This window comes from Bacillus sp. TH50 (assembly GCF_016650565.1).
Lineage (GTDB): Bacteria > Bacillota > Bacilli > Bacillales > Bacillaceae_G > Bacillus_A > Bacillus_A mycoides.
Genome location: NZ_JAEKFM010000004.1, coordinates 66,496 through 84,006 on the forward strand (window position 1 = coordinate 66,496; position 17,511 = coordinate 84,006).

A 17,511-nucleotide genomic window follows, 5' to 3' on the forward strand; every position below is an offset into this window, starting at 1 on the left:
GACATCTTACCAATTTAAGCTAAAGGGGGGCGTTTGTAATTGTCGTTTGGTTCATGTATGGTATAATTAACTAGTTGTTGGAAATACATACAGATAGAGCATAAAATAATATTTCAATATATGGATAGAATTGCTCGTAAGTAGGAGGAAGGGTTAGCATGCCTTTTGAAGATACGACCATTTTGAAATATCTTAGTACGGCATTAGATATTGCTGTTGTATGGTTTATTATATATAAGCTAATTCTTATAATTCGGGGCACGAAGGCTGTGCAACTTTTAAAAGGTATTACAGTTATTATTGTCGTCCGGATGATTAGTATTTTACTTGAATTGCATACGCTATATTGGCTAACGGAACAAGTATTAACGTGGGGATTTTTAGCCGTTATTATTATCTTCCAGCCAGAATTGAGAAGAGCACTTGAGCAGCTAGGACGGGGTAGCTTATTTTCGCGTGTGGGAAATCAGGGGGAAGATGAACCTGAAATTGTTGCAACAGCGATAGCTAAAGCAACGGAATATATGGGAAAACGTAGAATTGGTGCACTAATTACTTTGTCAAAAGAGACTGGGATGGATGATTATGTAGAAACGGGTATTCCGCTAAATGCAAATGTATCATCGGAATTACTCATTAATATTTTTATCCCTAATACCCCTCTTCATGATGGAGCAGTAATTATGCAGGGAAGTACAATTAAAGCAGCAGCATGTTACCTTCCGTTATCAGAAAGCCCATTTATTTCTAAGGAGTTAGGAACTAGGCATCGCGCTGCAATGGGAGTTAGTGAAGTCACTGATAGTATTACAGTAGTTGTGTCGGAAGAAACAGGCCAAATTTCTTTAACGAAAAACGGTGAGTTACATCGTGATTTGAAGACAGAACAGCTGAAGGACATGTTGTTAGCAGAATTTAGTGGGAATGAAAAAACGACTTCTTCGTCTTTATGGAATTGGAGGAGAAAGCGTCATGGATAAGTTAATGGAGAATCATTGGTTTTTAAAAGGAATCTCATTACTATTGGCGTGTATGCTTTTCATGTCAGCAACTTTAACTGAAAAAAATACGACATCGAGTATATTACCTTTCGTAAATGAAACGAAAGAAACATTAACTGATTATCCTATTACCCTGAAGTATGATGAAGAGAAATATATTGTAAGTGGTATTCCATCAGGTGGAGTTAAGGTGAAGTTGGAAGGTCCAAAATCAGCAGTTGCTACAGCAAAAGCAAAAAAACAATTTGATATATCAGTTGATTTGCGAGATAGTCAAAAAGGAACCTATGAAGTTTCTTTAAAAGCGAACGGGCTTCCAGATGATGTGAAGGGGACAGTTCAGCCAGCAACAATTAAAGTCACTCTTCATGAAAAAGCGAAAAAGTATGTTCATGTAGATTTAAAATTATCAAATGAAGACCAGATGCCACCAGGTGCTACCATTGAGAAATCAAGTATTAAGCCTGACACTGTTGAAGTAGTTGGAACAAAAGAAGAAATAGAAAGTATTTCATCTGCTAAGGCATATATAGATTTAAAAGGTGTTAATAAAACAGTTACAAAAACAGCAGACGTTACATTATACAATAAAGAAGGAAAACGTTTAAATGTAAAAACAAGTCCATCTAAAATAAGTGTAACGGTGAATGTAGCGACACAAGCTACAGCAAATAATGTCGAAAAAACAGTTCCTTTAACATATTCGAAAAAAGGGAATTTACCAGAAGGTTTAGCTGTTACAAATATTAGTGTTGAACCAAAAGAAGTAACGATAGCAGGTCCAAAAGACATTTTGGATAATATACAATCTATAGAGGGGGTCGAGGTAGATTTTAGTCAATTGACGGATTCTACAACATTCGATGCCTCTGTTTTATTGCCAAAAGGTGTAACAAGTGCAAAACCAAATCAAGTGAAGGTTTCCGTAGGGGTACAAAAGGTAAAACAAACGAAAAGTAAAACTATTGATGGTATCCCGATTCAAAAAAGTGGAATTCCGAATGATGTTACTGCGCAGCTACTTTCGCCACAAGATGGAAAGATAAGCGTTGATATTTCAGGAGAAGCAAGTATAGTAGATAAAATAACAGCTGCTCAAATAACAGCGGCGATTAATCTGCAAAATGTATCTCCGGGGACGAAAGATGTTTCTATTCAAGTGAGTGGTCCTGGTAATATTTCGATAGAAGCAAAACAAAAAAGTGCTAAAGTCACAATTGTGAAGAAAGAAAAGCCGGATAAAGAAGTACAGGGTAATATTGAACAACCAGATTCAAAAAACAATCAAGAAAATCAAACTGAAAAACCAAAAAATCCTGAGCCAGATCCAGAAAAGGATCAGGAAAAAGATAAAGACAAAGACAAAGAAAAAGACAAAGAAAATGGCCAAGAAACGAGCCAAGAACCAACAGTAGATAATCAAAAAGAGCACGAAAAAGGAGCGAATAATAATGGGTAAATATTTTGGTACAGACGGAGTACGCGGGGTTGCAAATAAGGAATTAACACCTGAATTAGCTTTTAAAATAGGACGTTTTGGCGGCTATGTATTAACAAAAGATACAGATCGTCCAAAAGTAATTATTGGCCGTGATACACGTGTATCTGGACATATGCTAGAAGGAGCTTTGGTAGCAGGCCTATTATCAACTGGAGCGGAAGTAATGCGCCTTGGTGTTATTTCTACACCAGGTGTGGCTTATTTAACAAAAGCTTTAGGGGCGCAAGCAGGTGTTATGATCTCTGCATCTCATAACCCAGTACAAGATAATGGAATTAAGTTCTTCGGTTCAGATGGATTTAAATTAACAGATGAGCAAGAAGCAGAAATTGAAGCGTTATTAGACAAAGAAGTTGATGAGCTACCACGTCCAACAGGTACTAACCTTGGACAAGTGAGTGATTACTTTGAAGGTGGACAAAAATATTTACAATACATTAAACAAACTGTAGAGGAAGATTTCTCTGGTTTACATATTGCTTTAGATTGTGCACATGGTGCTACATCTTCTTTAGCTCCATATTTATTTGCAGATTTAGAAGCTGATATTTCAACAATGGGAACTTCACCGAACGGTATGAATATTAACGCTGGAGTAGGTTCTACGCATCCAGAAGTGTTAGCTGAATTAGTAAAAGAAAAAGGTGCTGACATTGGTCTTGCTTTTGATGGTGACGGAGACCGTTTAATCGCAGTAGACGAAAAAGGAAACATCGTTGATGGCGATCAAATTATGTTTATTTGCGCGAAGTATATGAAAGAAACTGGTCAATTGAAACATAATACAGTTGTTTCAACAGTTATGAGTAACTTAGGTTTCTACAAAGCGCTTGAAGCAAACAATATTACAAGTGATAAAACAGCAGTTGGTGATCGCTACGTAATGGAAGAGATGAAACGTGGTGGATATAACCTGGGCGGAGAACAATCGGGTCATATTATCTTACTTGATTACATTACAACTGGTGATGGAATGTTAAGTGCACTTCAACTTGTAAATATCATGAAAATGACGAAAAAACCATTATCTGAGCTTGCAGGCGAGATGACAAAATTCCCACAATTACTAGTAAATGTCCGTGTAACAGATAAGAAACTAGCACTAGAAAATGAGAAAATTAAAGAAATTATTCGTGTTGTAGAGGAAGAAATGAACGGAGACGGTCGTATTCTTGTTCGTCCATCTGGAACAGAACCACTTATTCGTGTAATGGCAGAAGCACCGACACAAGAAATTTGTGATGGGTATGTACATCGTATTGTAGAAGTTGTGAAAGCTGAAGTTGGCGTTGAATAATTAGCCGATTTTATTTAAAAGGAGCACAAAAAGTGCTCCTTTTTCATATGTTTTATAGACAATGAAAAAAATTTCATTGACGATTTATATTGTTTGTTATACGATGGTCTTGTTCTTTTTCTCACAGGAAATATTGTAAATTATAAAAGCGCCAGAACTACAAGTAGTGTAGTTGACGAGGTGGAGTTTATCGAGATTTCGGCGGATGACTCCCGGTTGTTCATCACAACCGCAATCTTTTACTTAAAACATTAAGGTGACTTAGTGGACAAAGGTGAAAGTGTGATGAGAGAAGAGGAACGGATGAATACTAGCTGTATAAGTATATACGGACTTTAACCCAATCGAGAGGAAGGTGAAAGCCGTTACAAGCTTACAGGGCTAGCAATATGTAATCCGTTTTTTAGTATAAATAAAAATGGTATCGGACTATGTCGTTACATGTTCGCAGAGCAGTGTAAGCATTTGTAACGGCGACTAAACATGTGTGGAATCGTAGGATTTATTGGAGAGCAAGATGCAAAGGGAATTTTATTAAAAGGTTTAGAAAAGCTAGAATATCGCGGATATGATTCAGCAGGTATTGCAGTACAAGCAGAGAACGGTGTTATTGTATACAAAGAAAAAGGCCGTATTGCAAAACTTCGCGAAGTCGTAGAAGAGAATGTAGCAGCAAGTGTTGGAATCGGTCATACACGCTGGGCTACACACGGTGTTCCAAGCAAATTAAACGCGCATCCGCATCAAAGTACATCAAAACGCTTTACACTAGTTCATAACGGTGTAATTGAAAACTATGAATTAGTGAAAAAAGAATATTTACAAGATGTAACGTTCGTAAGTGAAACAGATACAGAAATTATCGTGCAGCTTATGGAACAGCAAGTAAGTACAGGACTAAGTGTAGAAGATGCGTTCCGAAAAACGTTATCTCTTTTACATGGTTCTTACGCAATCGGACTACTTGATGCTGAAAATCCAAACATGATTTATGTTGCTAAAAACAAAAGCCCGCTATTAGTAGGTGCTGGTGATAACTTTAATGTTATTGCAAGCGACGCTATGGCGATGTTACAAGTTACAGATCAATTTATCGAGTTAATGGATAAAGAAATGGTAATCGTAACAAAAGAAAGCATTACAATTAAAAACTTACAAGGTGAAACGATTGAACGTGCACCGTTTACAGCGGAATTAGACGCAAGTGATATTGAAAAAGGAACGTATCCTCATTTCATGCTAAAAGAAATCGACGAGCAACCACTTGTAATCCGTAATATTATTCAAAAGTACCAAGATGAAAATGGCGAAATTGAATTAGATCAAGATATCCGTAACGCAATTTTAGATAGCGATCGCATTTACATCATTGCATGTGGAACAAGTTACCATGCAGGTCTTGTTGGAAAACAATTTATTGAGAAGTTTGCGAAAGTACCAGTTGAAGTACATGTAGCAAGTGAATTCTCTTACAACATGCCATTATTAACAGAAAGACCATTCTTCATTTACATTTCACAAAGTGGTGAAACAGCTGATAGCCGTGCAGTACTTGTGCAAACAAATGAAATGGGTCATAAAGCATTAACGATTACAAATGTACCTGGTTCTACGCTTTCTCGTGAAGCTGATTATACACTTCCGTTATATGCGGGACCAGAAATCGCAGTTGCATCGACGAAAGCATACACAGCACAGCTTGCAGTACTTTCAATCTTAGCGGCTGACATTGCAAAAGCAAAAGGTGAAGTTCTTGATTTCGATTTAACACACGAATTAGGACTTGTAGCAAATGCAATGGTAGTACTTTGTGATCAAAAAGAAGAAATGGACGCATTAGCAAAACAATTTTTAGCAACAACGCGTAACTGCTTCTTCATCGGACGTAGCGTAGACTTCTTCGTAGGTTTAGAAGGTGCGTTAAAACTAAAAGAAATCTCTTACATCCAAGCAGAAGGATTTGCTGGAGGAGAATTAAAACACGGTACAATTGCCTTAATCGAAAACGGTACACCAGTTATCGCACTTGCTACACAAGAGCACGTAAACCTTGGAATTCGTGGTAACGTGAAAGAAGTAGTAGCACGCGGGGCTAACCCATGTATCATCTCAATGAAAGGCTTAGAAATGGAAGGAGACAGCTTCGTATTACCAGCTGTACACGAGGCACTAGCACCGCTAGTAGCAGTTATTCCATTCCAACTTATCTCATACTACGCAGCGCTTCACCGCGAATGTGACGTTGATAAGCCACGTAACTTAGCTAAATCTGTTACTGTTGAGTAGAGGTTGGTAGATTTGAAACAAATTTGTGAAGCTTCACCCCTTTGGATATTTTTATCTAAAGGGGTGTTTTTGTGTCCAAAAGAAAAAGAACATCTAAAATCGATAAGTGGATTAAAGAGGGGCGAGGAACTAGCTGTGGGGATGGACAGAATCCCCACTGATTAAAGTTTCACTTTATCGGATTTGGAACGGAACTACTTTTGATTATCTGAATTTTCTGTCGTTTTTTGTATTGGGTTTGTTCGTAGAGAATAACATTTTTAATATAGGAGCATCTATGCCTACCTTTATCTCCATGATTATATGGTTATTTGATCCTGTGATCGCTCTCCTTATAAATCAAACAGTGTAAACTGATAGTTTTGTAAATGTAATTATTTGCTAGTATATTGTAAATATTCTCTAAAAATAATTTATTTATAGTAAGATATTATTGAGCTAAAAAATACCGGTATTTTTAGCTTAAATATACAATAGAATGGGTGGGAGTAATTTGAAAAAGAAAAGAAAGAATGCCGTAATAGGGGGAGTTTTATCAGTTACTATATTGTCTTCAGCGCTTTTACCAAGCACGTCAGCATTTGCAGCAACTGAAACAGCACCAAATCTTAACAAAACAACAGTTCCAGTAACACAGGCAGCTACAACTGTTGATGGGGATGTTTCTGCACAAGGATGGAAAACAAAATTAGCTGCACAAGCCATTCGAAAAGGTGGTTGGTTAGTATCAAAACTTGCTGGTAAGATTTCACCTAAGGCTGAACAAGTATTATCAAAAAACATAAATAAAATTGCTGATTGGATTGAAACAGCAGGTGACGTTCAGGAGTGGACCTTAGCTACATTTTTAGTATCTTTAGGAATCCCTCCAGCAGATGCAGCAGCAATTGCATATTGGATTGTATTATTCTTTGATCTTTAATAAAATATAAATGCAAAAAAAGGTTCAGTATTTACTGAACCTTTTTTATAAAAATATATAGAAAATAGGGTGATATCATGAAAATTTTTTAGCAACACTATTAATATTATTAATAGTGTTAGCGATAATGTATTTAATTCTTGATAGGAGTCGTTCAAAACAACCTGAGAATAAGGAAAATTATTTCTTGACTATACTGTCTGCTTTTATAGGAGCATCGATATTTGTATGTATTACTATTATTCCATCTGTTGCACTTTTTTTTATTTGTTTAGGTATAGAAAACTTCTTTCCCCATTTACTGAAATCTGATAGTTTTTATGATCTTATGCTGTTAGCTATTTTATCTATGGGAATAACCTTTATTTTTGAAGTCTTTTTTAAGGGCTTTTTTACTGGATTTTCTAGATATTTTAAATTACCTAAAATTATAAATGTTTTAGGAGCTATATTTATATATACGATTATTTTTTATTTTGTAACTGAAAAGTTCATTGAAAGCTTACATTTAACGATTGTGGGTGCTCTAATACTATCAATCATTATGGTGTTAATAGATTCATTATTAAACAAATTTATAAAAATGAAAAAAAGTTTAGGGGTTTAATTTATGAAAAAATTTTTTTGTACTTTACTTATCCTTATTTTTGTAATTCTTTCTCCTTTACATAGCTTAGCGGCCAATAGTAAAGAAGTTAATTATCTAATAACATTTAATAACAAAATACATAAAGAACTCATACAAAAATATGGAGGAACTATCGAAGAAACATATTTAGATATTATAGCCAATGTAAGGATTCCTCAAAATAAAGTAAACGAACTAAAACAACACCCAGAAGTACAAAGTATAGAAAAAAATCAAGATGTCAAAGCATTAGAACAAAAAAAGATTGGGGGATCGATTTTTTAAATATCCCGATGGTTAAAAAACAAAACAATAATTTAACTGGAAAAAATATATCTATTGCAATATTAGATACTGGGGTAGACATGAACCATGAAGATTTAAATCTTAGAAGAAGTTTCACCTTTATTAAAGGAACAAATGGATATAGTGATGAAAGTGGACATGGAACACATATTGCAGGGATTATAGGAGCAAGAGATAATCAAATTGGTGTGTTGGGAGTTGCTCCCGCTGCTCAAATATATTCATTAAAGGTATTAGACTCAAAAGAGAATGGAAAATACAGTAGTATCATTCAAGCGATTGAGTGGTGTATACAAAACAATATAAGAATCATTAATATGAGTTTTGGAGGATATCAAAAATCAGATGCTTTGGAGATTGCTATAAATAAAGCACATGAAAAAAATATTATTTTAGTTTCCTCGGCGGGTAATACTGGATTCTTTGATGAAGATACTATTACTTATCCAGCAAAATATAATAATGTGATTTCCGTAGGAGCAATAAATAGTCAACAGGAAAGGTGGTTTGCATCTAGCTTAGGAAAGAAGCTAGATATAATGGCACCAGGTGAAAATATTTTAAGTACTGCTCCAGGACAAAAATATGAAATGAAAAGTGGGACATCTATGGCAGCGGCCTATGTTACAGGGTGTATAGCTTTATTGTTAGAAAAAAAACCTACAATGACAAATACAGAACTTGAGACTATTTTAAAGAAGACCGCTAATCCAATTGGTATTCCCTTTGAATATGGAAATGGTATTTTAAATTTAGAGAAAGCAATGAATTAAAGTTATAACAAATCCTTCATATTATAGGACAAAAGCCTGATTGGTTTAACTAATAATCAGTGGGGGATGGACAGAACCCACTGATTAAATTTTTGCTTTATCGGATTTCGAATAGAACCACTTTTATTTATCTGAATTTTTCGTTATTATTTTGAGTATCCGTGAACAATTTCCTTTATTACGACAAGAGGAGACGATAGATTAATGGACATTACGAGGGGGTATATGGATGAAAGTGAATGAAAAAACATATCTAAGTATAGAAGAGATTATGTCATTACCAACCTTATCAGGCACAAACATAAGTGATGATGGCAAAAACGTAGCATTTGTAAAGAAGACGGCTGATTGGAAAGACAATACATATAGGAATCATGTATGGATATATGAAAAAGATAAGAAGCAGAGTTACCTATTAACAACTGGGGATATAGATAGTATACACCCATTATGGTCCCCAGATTCTAGGGATATCGCATACCTTAGCCCAGTTGGTGACGGAGATAATAAGAAAAATCAAATCTTTGTTAAGTCAATAGATGGTTATAGTGAGTTACAAATTACTGATGAGAAAGAAGGGGTCAGTACATTCAAATGGGAGCCTACTGGTAAAGGTTTTTATTATGTTGCACAGTCAAAAGAATGTGAGGAAATAAAGAAACGTAAGGAACTATATGGGGATTTCCAACATATAGGTAAGGAACATCAGAATAATTGTTTATATTACATTGAAATAGAAAAAGTGATACAAAATGATAAAGAGGAACGCGAGATTAGCGGTGTTTATCAATTAACTGATGGTAAGGATTTTCATATCCATGAATTTGATATTTCAAATGATGGGAAAAAGGCTGTATTTATGGCTACACCAAGCTCAAATATGGGAGATTATACGAATGGTGATCTATACATATTAGATGTTGAAGCTGGGGAACTACAAAAAATGAATATGGATAAGTTGTTAGGAGGGAGCGTCTGCTTTTCCCCTGAGGGCAGCAAAATATGTTACTCGGTAAGCATAAGAGAGAAGGATTACTATAGAAATCATATACAAGAAAGTACATTAGAGATATATGATATGAATACTGGAGAGGTAATTCAGCCTCTAACAAACTTTGATAGTACGGTTATGCCATTACAGTGGACAGATAAGGGGATTTTAATTAAATGGCAGGATAAAACTAACTATCGTATTGGATTGCTATGTGAGGATGGCACTGTGGAAATGTTAAGTGACAAAGTAGATGGCTTTATAATGGATGCTTCTATAACAAGGGATGGAAATCATATATCCTATAGTAAGGCTATAACAAATGAAACCTTTGAAATCTATTTAGACGATAAAAAAATAACGGATGAAAATAGCTTTTTTAAAGGGAAGCTGAAAAGTAACAGGGAAATAATCTCATGGCAAAGTAGTGATGGTCTTGAAATAGAGGGTGTTTTATCAACCCCAGTAGATTTTGATGCCAACAAGAAATATCCTTTATTAGTAGTAATCCATGGTGGACCAGCTTGGGCATCTTTTCCGATATTCTCAGACTGTTTTAATGAGAAATATCCGATTGAGCAGTTTATCGAAAAAGGCTTTATAGTTTTAGAGCCAAACTATAGAGGAAGTTCTGGCTATGGTAATGAGTTCTTAAAAGCCAACTATAGAAAACAGGGAATTGCTGACTACGAGGATGTTATATCTGGAGTGGATGAACTAGTTGAGCAAGGGATTGTAGATAAAGATAGAGTAGGAGTTATGGGATGGAGTAACGGAGGATATATATCAGCCTTCTGTTCTACGTTTAGTAATAGATTTAAAGCTATTTCAGTTGGGGGCGGAATTACTAACTGGAGTACCCATTATGTAAATACAGATATCCCTTACTTTATTAGAATGCATTTAGGAAATACTCCATGGAATGATCCAGAGATATATACGAAAACATCACCAATGACGTATATTAAATCAGCCTGTACGCCTACCTTAATCCAACATGGCGAAAAGGATGCAAGGATTCCAACTTCCAATGCATATGAGCTATATCAAGGGTTAAGGGATATGGAAGTGGATGCAGAATTAATTATATTTAAAGGAATGGCATATAGTTCTGATCAGCCAGGAATTAATGTGGCTATTATGAAGCAGAATTTGATGTGGTTTTCACACTATATTCTTGGAGAAAGTATGAAAGGTTTTAGGGTTTTATAATGGCTTGTTTTAGTCTTTAAGCTTTTTAGCTGTCTGAAATAAAGTCGTACACATTTATCCGGTTATATATGATTGAGTTTAACATTTCGGATAAGGCAAACTGTGAAATATTTTGGTGTAAATGAGAAAAGAGCCTGAATGTAGGCTCTTTCCTTATTTATATTTAAAAGATGAACTATTCTTATGCAGTTTTACTTAATTTATATGCTTCATGGTTATTTTTTTTGAAAAGTTTTGGGAAAACATAACCATCTAATCCAATACGTCCAGCATTATGTCCTGCAACTAAAATGAACATAGTTAAAATAAGCAGGTTTGGGTTTACACTAACAGTTCCGCTTAATAAAAATGAAAGGTTCATTATGATGCCGAAAAATGCAGCTGTTTTTGTTAATCCACCTAAAATCAAACCTAGCCCTACTAAAATTTCTCCCCATTGAACTAAAAAGCTAAATAGGTCTGCGTTTGGAAGAACAAAATGTTGAAGAAAATCTGCCCACCAACCTTGTACTGCAGGGTGGTCACCTGATGCTTGAGCGATAGCTCCTTTTAGAAAACCACTTGCATCAAAAGACTGTCCAAAAACTTTTCCTATTCCAGCAGCGAGCCATGCATATCCTATGTAAAGTCGTAAAAATAATAATATGAAAGTAGCGCGTTTATCAGTTCTTAAAAAATTGATAACCATTGAAATCCCTCCAATGTATTGTATTTACATGTTTATTATATATCCATTGTGAATAAATTCACAATGGAGGAAATGTGAACAAAGATAGGTTAGGAGTAATTGTTTTATTTTTTGTAACATTTCATCTATTTTGGTAGACTAATAATGGAGATATATCAAAAGGAGGCAAAGAATAGATATGTGGATGAACTTGTAATGATTAGAAATTAGATAGATGAATTTTTCTCTCGTAAGTGAGGGTTTATTTAGCTACCTATAAATCATTCAAGGAATGCATATTTGTTTTGTACATCCCTTTTGTAAGGGTAGATGCCTATGTGGGGAAATTTATATCTCTTATATAAAATATGCGTCCTTTAACTTTGGAGGAGTATATGATGAATCAATTAAAAAATAAAGTAGCAGTTGTTACAGGTGTAAGTCGTCTAGACGGTATAGGAGCAGCTATTTGCACGGAGTTAGCAGAGGCTGGATACGATATATTTTTTACGTATTGGACAGAATACGATAAAGAGATGCCTTGGGACGTTGATAAAAATGAACAAATACAATTAAAAGAAAAGTTGATACAAAACGGTGTCAAAGTATCGAGCATGGAGTTAGATCTAACTCAGAATGATGCATCAAATCAGCTTATAAATAAAGTTACTGAACAATTAGGGTACCCTCATATATTAATTAATAATGCAGCATATTCTACAAATAATAATTTCTCTAATTTGACTGCTGAAGAACTAGATAAGCACTACATGGTAAATGTTCGTGCGACTACATTGTTAAGCAGTCAATTTGCCCAAGGTTTTGATAAGAAATCTGGTGGTAGAATTGTGAATATGACGTCGGGACAATTTAAAGGACCTATGGCAGGAGAATTAGCGTATGCAACAACGAAGGGAGCAATTGACGCTCTTACTAGTACGTTGTCAGCGGAAGTGGCCCATTTAGGGATAACAGTGAATGCAATTAATCCAGGTCCAACTAGTACAGGATGGATGACTGAGGAGATAAAGCAAGGATTAAGACCGATGTTTCCTTTCGGCAGAATTGGTGAGCCAAAGGATGCAGCAAGACTTATTAAGTTTTTAGTGAGCGAAGAAGCCGAATGGATTACAGGGCAAGTTATTCATTCAGAAGGTGGATTTAAGAGATAATTTTATAATTAAAAAGAAGGTATCTCATTTCAATGAGATACCTTCTTTTTAATCTTTCTTCAATCTTCGTGCAACACCATTCCCTAAAGACTGTAATCCTTGAACGAGGATAATCAAAATAAAGACTGTTGCATACATTACTTCAGGTTCGTAGCGTAAATGTCCGAATCGATATGCTAAATCACCAAGACCACCAGCACCTACAAGTCCAGCCATTGCTGTTGCACCGATTAAGCCGATCGTTGCGATTGTTAATCCAAGTACGAGAGACGGGCGAGCTTCTTTAACCATAACGTGCCAAATGATTTTTAAAGTAGAGACTCCCATTGCTTGATATGCTTCAATGACACCGCGATCCACTTCTAATAAAGCAGTTTCCATTAAACGGGCAATGTAAGGGGCTGTGAAGACCACCAGTGGTACGATAACACCTTGCACGCCAATGGACGTTCCCATTAGAAACTTTGTAAAAGGTAAAATGAAGAATAATAGAATGATAAACGGAAGAGAACGAATGATATTAATAACTGTATTAAGAATAGGATAGATAATTTTATTTTCTCGCTGTCCACCAGGTCTCGTTAAAACAAGTGTGACACCGAGTGGTAATGCAATAAGAATAGAGATAAGTAGTGAAATAGATGTCATTTGAAATGTTTGAATTGTTGCTTCCCATATTACGTTACCCCATTCATCCAAAAAGGACTTGTTTCCCATAATCTGTTCTACCTCCTTCTACGATGATCCCTTGTTCTTGTAAAAATGATAAGGCACGGTGTACTTCACTTTTTTCACCTTGCATATGAACGATCAGTTTTCCATATGCCTCATGTTTTAACTGCGTAATATTGCCTGATAAAATATTCGGATATACGTGGAAACGTTTTGTAGCGATAGCTAACGCTGGTTCTCCTGAAGCGGTTCCTATAAATGAAAGTGTTACGATTTCCCCGGTGCTTTGTAGTTCTTTCTGTACATCTTCTGGAATTTTAGCTGCAAACGCGCTATTTACAAATTTCTTCGTTGTTACATGTTGTGGGTTTGTGAAAATATCTTTTACGGTTCCACTTTCGACTACCGCCCCATGTTCCATTACAGCAACTTGGTCACAAATACGCTGGATGACATTCATTTCGTGTGTAATTAGCAAAATCGTAATTCCGATTTCTTCGTTGATCTTTAATAATAAATCAAGAATAGAATCGGTCGTTTCCGGATCTAATGCGCTCGTTGCTTCATCACTTAATAAAACTTCAGGCTCATGAGATAGTGCGCGAGCGATCGCTACACGTTGTTTTTGACCACCAGATAATTCACTTGGATAGGCATCTTTTTTATTTAAGAGATCAACAATGCGTAAATACTTTTCTACCCTTTTTTCAATTTCATTTTTGGGAAGACCAGATAGACGTAAGGGTAGTGCGATATTTTCATAAACGGTAACGGTTTTAAGTAAATTGAATCCTTGAAAAATCATGCCGATCTTTTTTCTCGCCTTTGCGAGTTCTTTTGTCGATAAGGTTGTTAACTCTTGTTCATTTACAATGATATCTCCTGTCGTTGGTTTTTCTAATAAATTTACACAACGAATTAATGTACTTTTACCAGCGCCACTATATCCGATGATTCCAAATACTTCGCCCTTTTTTACTTTAAGGGAAGTTGATTTAAGAGCCTCAACATTCCCTTTTTTTGTTGTAAATACTTTGGAGACGTTTTTTAATTCAATCATTATAGTCAGCTCCTACCAAGACGGTAAAACAGAACCATCGAATTTTTTCTCAATGAAATCTTTTACTTCTTTAGATTGATAAGCTTTCTTTAATTTATTAACAACAGCATCATCTTTATTTTCAGTACGAACAACGACCCAATTCACATATGGTGAATCTTTTCCTTCGCGGAAAATAGAATCTTTCGCTGGGCTTAATTTTGCACCTAATGCAAAGTTTGTATTAATTGCAGCTGCCTTTACTTCACTTAGTTGTGTTGGTAATTGAGATGCCTCTAATTCAACAATCTTTAAATTTTTCGGGTTTTCAATTACATCTTTTGCAGTCGCTTTTTCTGTAGCTTTTGGATCAACCTTTAAAACACCTGCTTTTTCAAATAGCTTTAAAGCACGAAGCTCATTTGTTGGATCATTTGGGACAGCGATTGCATCGCCCTCTTTTAATTCTTTTACATCTTTTAAGCTTTTAGAATATACACCCATAGGGAATGTTACTGTGGAAAATACTTCAGTTAATTTCATGTTGCGTTCAGCTTTAAATACGTCTAAGTAAGATTTAGTTTGATAGCTATTTACATCGAGGCTTTTTTCATCTAAAGATACGTTTGGCGCTACATAATCATTAAATACCTTTACATCAATTTCGAGACCATCTTTTGCTGCCACTTCTTTTACCTTTTCAAAAATTTGTTCATGCGGTCCGCCTGTTACGCCGACAGTAATCTTTTTCTTATCTAATGCTTTTACCTCTTTATCAGAATTAGCACCACATGCACCTAACAATAATACCGCTCCACTTACAATACTTAATAACACCTTTTTCATCTATAATTCCCCCTTAATATACGTTCCAAAATAAAAAGCACCTCTCAAAAATAAGAGAGGTGCCGAATAGACGAAATAGGTTCCTCTCTTATCTTCCAAAACGAAAATCGTTCTGCAGGAATTAGCACCTTAGCTTATACGTTATAAGCTCGGTTGCCGGGCATCATCGGGCCAGTCCCTCCGCCACTCTTGATAAGAGTATGTGTATGTAGTTTTTTAATATGGTACTAATAGTAAATCTTACAAAAAGAATTGTCAATATTATTTTCAGAATATATTTTATTTTAAGGTAATCGAAACGTTCCCTTTTTTATGTCCCTTTTCCACATACATATGAGCTTCAGCAATTTCTTCTAATCGGTAAGTTCTATCAATAACGGGCTTTAGTTTTTCCGTTTCGACTAGTTTTTTTAATAGAATCATATCCTCTTTACTTACCTTGGCCATCATTCCATTAACAGATACATATTTTCCATTGGGTGTTAATGTATTTGTACAAAGGGATTTTTTATACTTCCCAACTGCATCAAATATAATATCGTAGCATTTGCCTTGCTTAGTAAAATCTTCTTTCGTATAATCAATTACTTTATCAGCTCCTAAAGATTGCACGAGTTCAAAATTTGAATTACTACAAACAGCCGTAACGGTCGTGCCGAAATATTTAGCAAGTTGTACAGCAGCTGTTCCTACTGATCCGGAGGCACCATATATGAGCACTTGTTGCCCTTTTTTTATACGGCCCTTTCTCAGGAAATGTAATGCTGAAGTTCCACCAAAAGGAATAACTGCCGCTTCTTCATACGTCACATTGGTAGGTTTTAATGTTATTAATCCACTTTCATGTACGCATGTGTACTCGGCATAATCACCGAGGTTTAGTTCTGTTAATGCAAAAATTGGATCACCTTTTTAAAATTGAGTTACATCTGTTCCTACTTCCTCGATTTCACCGGATAACTCTACGCCGAGTACAGGTTTTCTCGGTTTTCTGAAACCTAATATGATCCGCATAGGAATCCAAAATAAGAGGGGGCTATTAAAGCCGCGTATTCTACAATCTCCAGTCGTTACACTTGTTGCGTGAATTTTAATTAATACTTCGTTCTTTTTAGGTGTAGGTTTCTCTATATTTTGAAGATGAAGAACGTTAGGTGGTCCATACTGTGTGCAAATGATCGCCTTCATAATGACCTCCTGAAATGAGTTGTTGTTATTTACATCATATTTAAAACTCTCATCAAACATGTCGCTATATAGCGAATAAAGATTAAAAATTATATAGATTTCGTAGGAAAAGAGGTGATATTATTTTGAGAAAGGGGGCGACATTATGAAAAAAACTATTTTTATTTCAAGTTTAGTGCTTGCAATCAGTCTGGGGGTAGGGTGTAGCAATGAGAAAACAACAAAGACTGATGAACCGAAAAAAGAAGCCATGCAAAAAGAAAAGGAATTAGCAGCGAAGGATGTTTTCAAGAAAACGAACGAAGCTTTTAAAAATGAAGAAAATGTAACGATGACATATGATGTAGGGATAAAAGCTGAGGGAACAGAGATGGATATATTAAAGGCTAAGATGCAATTAGAGCCAAAGACAAAGAATTCTCGTTCTGAAATGAATATTTCTGGTACAGATGTTGTAGTGTATACAGTGGATGGTAAAGTTGCTGGTGAGGTGAAAAACCCTAATACAGGAGAAGTTATAACCGTACCAGAGGAGCAATTAAACGCTGGTGGAATGAAAGCGACTCAAGATATTATAGATAAGTTAGAAGTACCAGCAGTAGTTTTAGATAAAATGAAGATGGAGAAAAGCGGAGATAAATATAAACTGAAATTTACATTAAAAGGGCAAGAAACAGAAAGTATGTTAACTAGCATGGATGAAACGCAGAAGAAAATGCTACAAGCACAAAACGCAAAGATAGAAGAAGTGGATGCAGAATATATCATTACAAAAGATTTTAAATATGAATCAGCGAAGATAGATATGATTATGAGTAGTAATGGTAAGGATAAGGCACACATTATTACGAATGCAAAATATACATCGTACGAAAAGTTTGACCCAATACAATTGCCGGCAGCAAAGTAACAGTTTTGATCAGGGGGGGCCTAAAATAAGGTGCCCTCTCTTTTTTATACTTTCTTCTTGGGAAAATAGGTACAATATGAAGAGGGAAAACTGTGGAAGA

The 17,511-nt window shown here is 35.4% G+C and carries 15 protein-coding genes, 2 pseudogenes and 1 riboswitch; of the genes and pseudogenes, 12 read left to right on the plus strand and 5 right to left on the minus strand.

Features of this window, described 5'->3' with window-relative positions:
• The first annotated feature begins 158 nt into the window (after window positions 1-158).
• The 10 genes and pseudogenes from cdaA (at window position 159) to JFU23_RS16550 (ending at window position 10,917) form a co-directional block, all read left to right on the plus strand.
• A complete protein-coding gene (gene cdaA / locus JFU23_RS16505) occupies window positions 159-980 on the plus strand; it encodes a diadenylate cyclase CdaA (RefSeq protein ID WP_002091475.1) in 822 nt (273 codons plus the stop codon).
• The gene (locus JFU23_RS16510; protein ID WP_201032309.1) at window positions 973-2,460 is read left to right on the plus strand and encodes a CdaR family protein; all 1,488 of its coding nucleotides are present in this window, start codon (window positions 973-975) and stop codon (window positions 2,458-2,460) included. Before cdaA ends, JFU23_RS16510 begins: the two co-directional genes overlap by 8 nt.
• Window positions 2,453-3,799 (plus strand): phosphoglucosamine mutase, encoded by a 1,347-nt coding sequence (gene glmM / locus JFU23_RS16515; protein WP_002139928.1) that lies wholly within the window; start codon window positions 2,453-2,455, stop codon window positions 3,797-3,799. Before JFU23_RS16510 ends, glmM begins: the two co-directional genes overlap by 8 nt.
• 285 nt (window positions 3,800-4,084) lie before the next feature.
• A pseudogene (locus JFU23_RS16520) lies at window positions 4,085-4,270 on the plus strand (hypothetical protein).
• 12 nt (window positions 4,271-4,282) lie between these two features.
• Complete coding sequence (gene glmS, locus JFU23_RS16525) at window positions 4,283-6,085, plus strand: glutamine--fructose-6-phosphate transaminase (isomerizing) (RefSeq protein ID WP_201032310.1); 1,803 nt, start codon at window positions 4,283-4,285, stop codon at window positions 6,083-6,085.
• A 493-nt stretch (window positions 6,086-6,578) separates the two neighbouring features.
• Complete coding sequence (locus tag JFU23_RS16530; protein ID WP_201032311.1) at window positions 6,579-7,007, plus strand: hypothetical protein; 429 nt, start codon at window positions 6,579-6,581, stop codon at window positions 7,005-7,007.
• Window positions 7,008-7,122: 115 nt separating this feature from the next.
• Window positions 7,123-7,614, plus strand: coding sequence for a hypothetical protein (locus JFU23_RS16535; protein ID WP_207200013.1), 492 nt, complete (start codon window positions 7,123-7,125; stop codon window positions 7,612-7,614).
• A gap of 3 nt (window positions 7,615-7,617) precedes the next feature.
• The gene (locus tag JFU23_RS16540) at window positions 7,618-7,920 is read left to right on the plus strand and encodes a hypothetical protein (protein ID WP_201032314.1); all 303 of its coding nucleotides are present in this window, start codon (window positions 7,618-7,620) and stop codon (window positions 7,918-7,920) included.
• A gap of 8 nt (window positions 7,921-7,928) precedes the next feature.
• On the plus strand, window positions 7,929-8,714 hold the full coding sequence (locus tag JFU23_RS16545) for a S8 family peptidase (RefSeq protein WP_201032315.1): 786 nt from the start codon (window positions 7,929-7,931) through the stop codon (window positions 8,712-8,714).
• A 229-nt stretch (window positions 8,715-8,943) separates the two neighbouring features.
• Window positions 8,944-10,917 carry a S9 family peptidase gene (locus JFU23_RS16550; protein ID WP_201032317.1) on the plus strand — a complete coding sequence of 658 codons (1,974 nt, stop codon included), beginning with the start codon at window positions 8,944-8,946 and terminating at the stop codon, window positions 10,915-10,917.
• A gap of 181 nt (window positions 10,918-11,098) precedes the next feature.
• Here JFU23_RS16550 and JFU23_RS16555 read toward each other — a convergent pair whose 3' ends face one another.
• The gene (locus tag JFU23_RS16555) at window positions 11,099-11,605 is read right to left on the minus strand and encodes a DoxX family membrane protein (protein WP_137057089.1); all 507 of its coding nucleotides are present in this window, start codon (window positions 11,603-11,605) and stop codon (window positions 11,099-11,101) included.
• Window positions 11,606-11,979: 374 nt separating this feature from the next.
• On the opposite strand from JFU23_RS16555, the gene JFU23_RS16560 reads away from it, so the two are divergent.
• Window positions 11,980-12,756, plus strand: coding sequence for an SDR family oxidoreductase (locus tag JFU23_RS16560; protein ID WP_201032318.1), 777 nt, complete (start codon window positions 11,980-11,982; stop codon window positions 12,754-12,756).
• A 48-nt stretch (window positions 12,757-12,804) separates the two neighbouring features.
• Here JFU23_RS16560 and JFU23_RS16565 read toward each other — a convergent pair whose 3' ends face one another.
• The 4 genes and pseudogenes from JFU23_RS16565 to JFU23_RS16580 form a co-directional block, all read right to left on the minus strand.
• Window positions 12,805-13,473, minus strand: coding sequence for a methionine ABC transporter permease (locus JFU23_RS16565; RefSeq protein ID WP_002124718.1), 669 nt, complete (start codon window positions 13,471-13,473; stop codon window positions 12,805-12,807).
• Entirely contained in the window at window positions 13,448-14,488 is a 1,041-nt protein-coding gene (locus JFU23_RS16570; RefSeq protein ID WP_201032325.1) for a methionine ABC transporter ATP-binding protein, read from the minus strand. The genes JFU23_RS16565 and JFU23_RS16570 overlap by 26 nt, the downstream gene beginning before the upstream one ends.
• A 12-nt stretch (window positions 14,489-14,500) precedes the next feature.
• Window positions 14,501-15,313: a MetQ/NlpA family ABC transporter substrate-binding protein gene (locus JFU23_RS16575; RefSeq protein ID WP_201032326.1), complete on the minus strand. Its 813-nt coding sequence runs from the start codon at window positions 15,311-15,313 to the stop codon at window positions 14,501-14,503.
• 85 nt (window positions 15,314-15,398) lie between these two features.
• A riboswitch (SAM riboswitch) is annotated at window positions 15,399-15,512 on the minus strand.
• Between the two features lie 80 nt (window positions 15,513-15,592).
• Window positions 15,593-16,501 (minus strand): annotated as a pseudogene (locus JFU23_RS16580) (NAD(P)-dependent alcohol dehydrogenase).
• 145 nt (window positions 16,502-16,646) lie between these two features.
• Between JFU23_RS16580 and JFU23_RS16585 the strand changes: the two are divergent.
• Entirely contained in the window at window positions 16,647-17,411 is a 765-nt protein-coding gene (locus JFU23_RS16585) for a DUF6612 family protein (RefSeq protein ID WP_201032327.1), read from the plus strand.
• The last annotated feature ends 100 nt before the right edge of the window (window positions 17,412-17,511 follow it).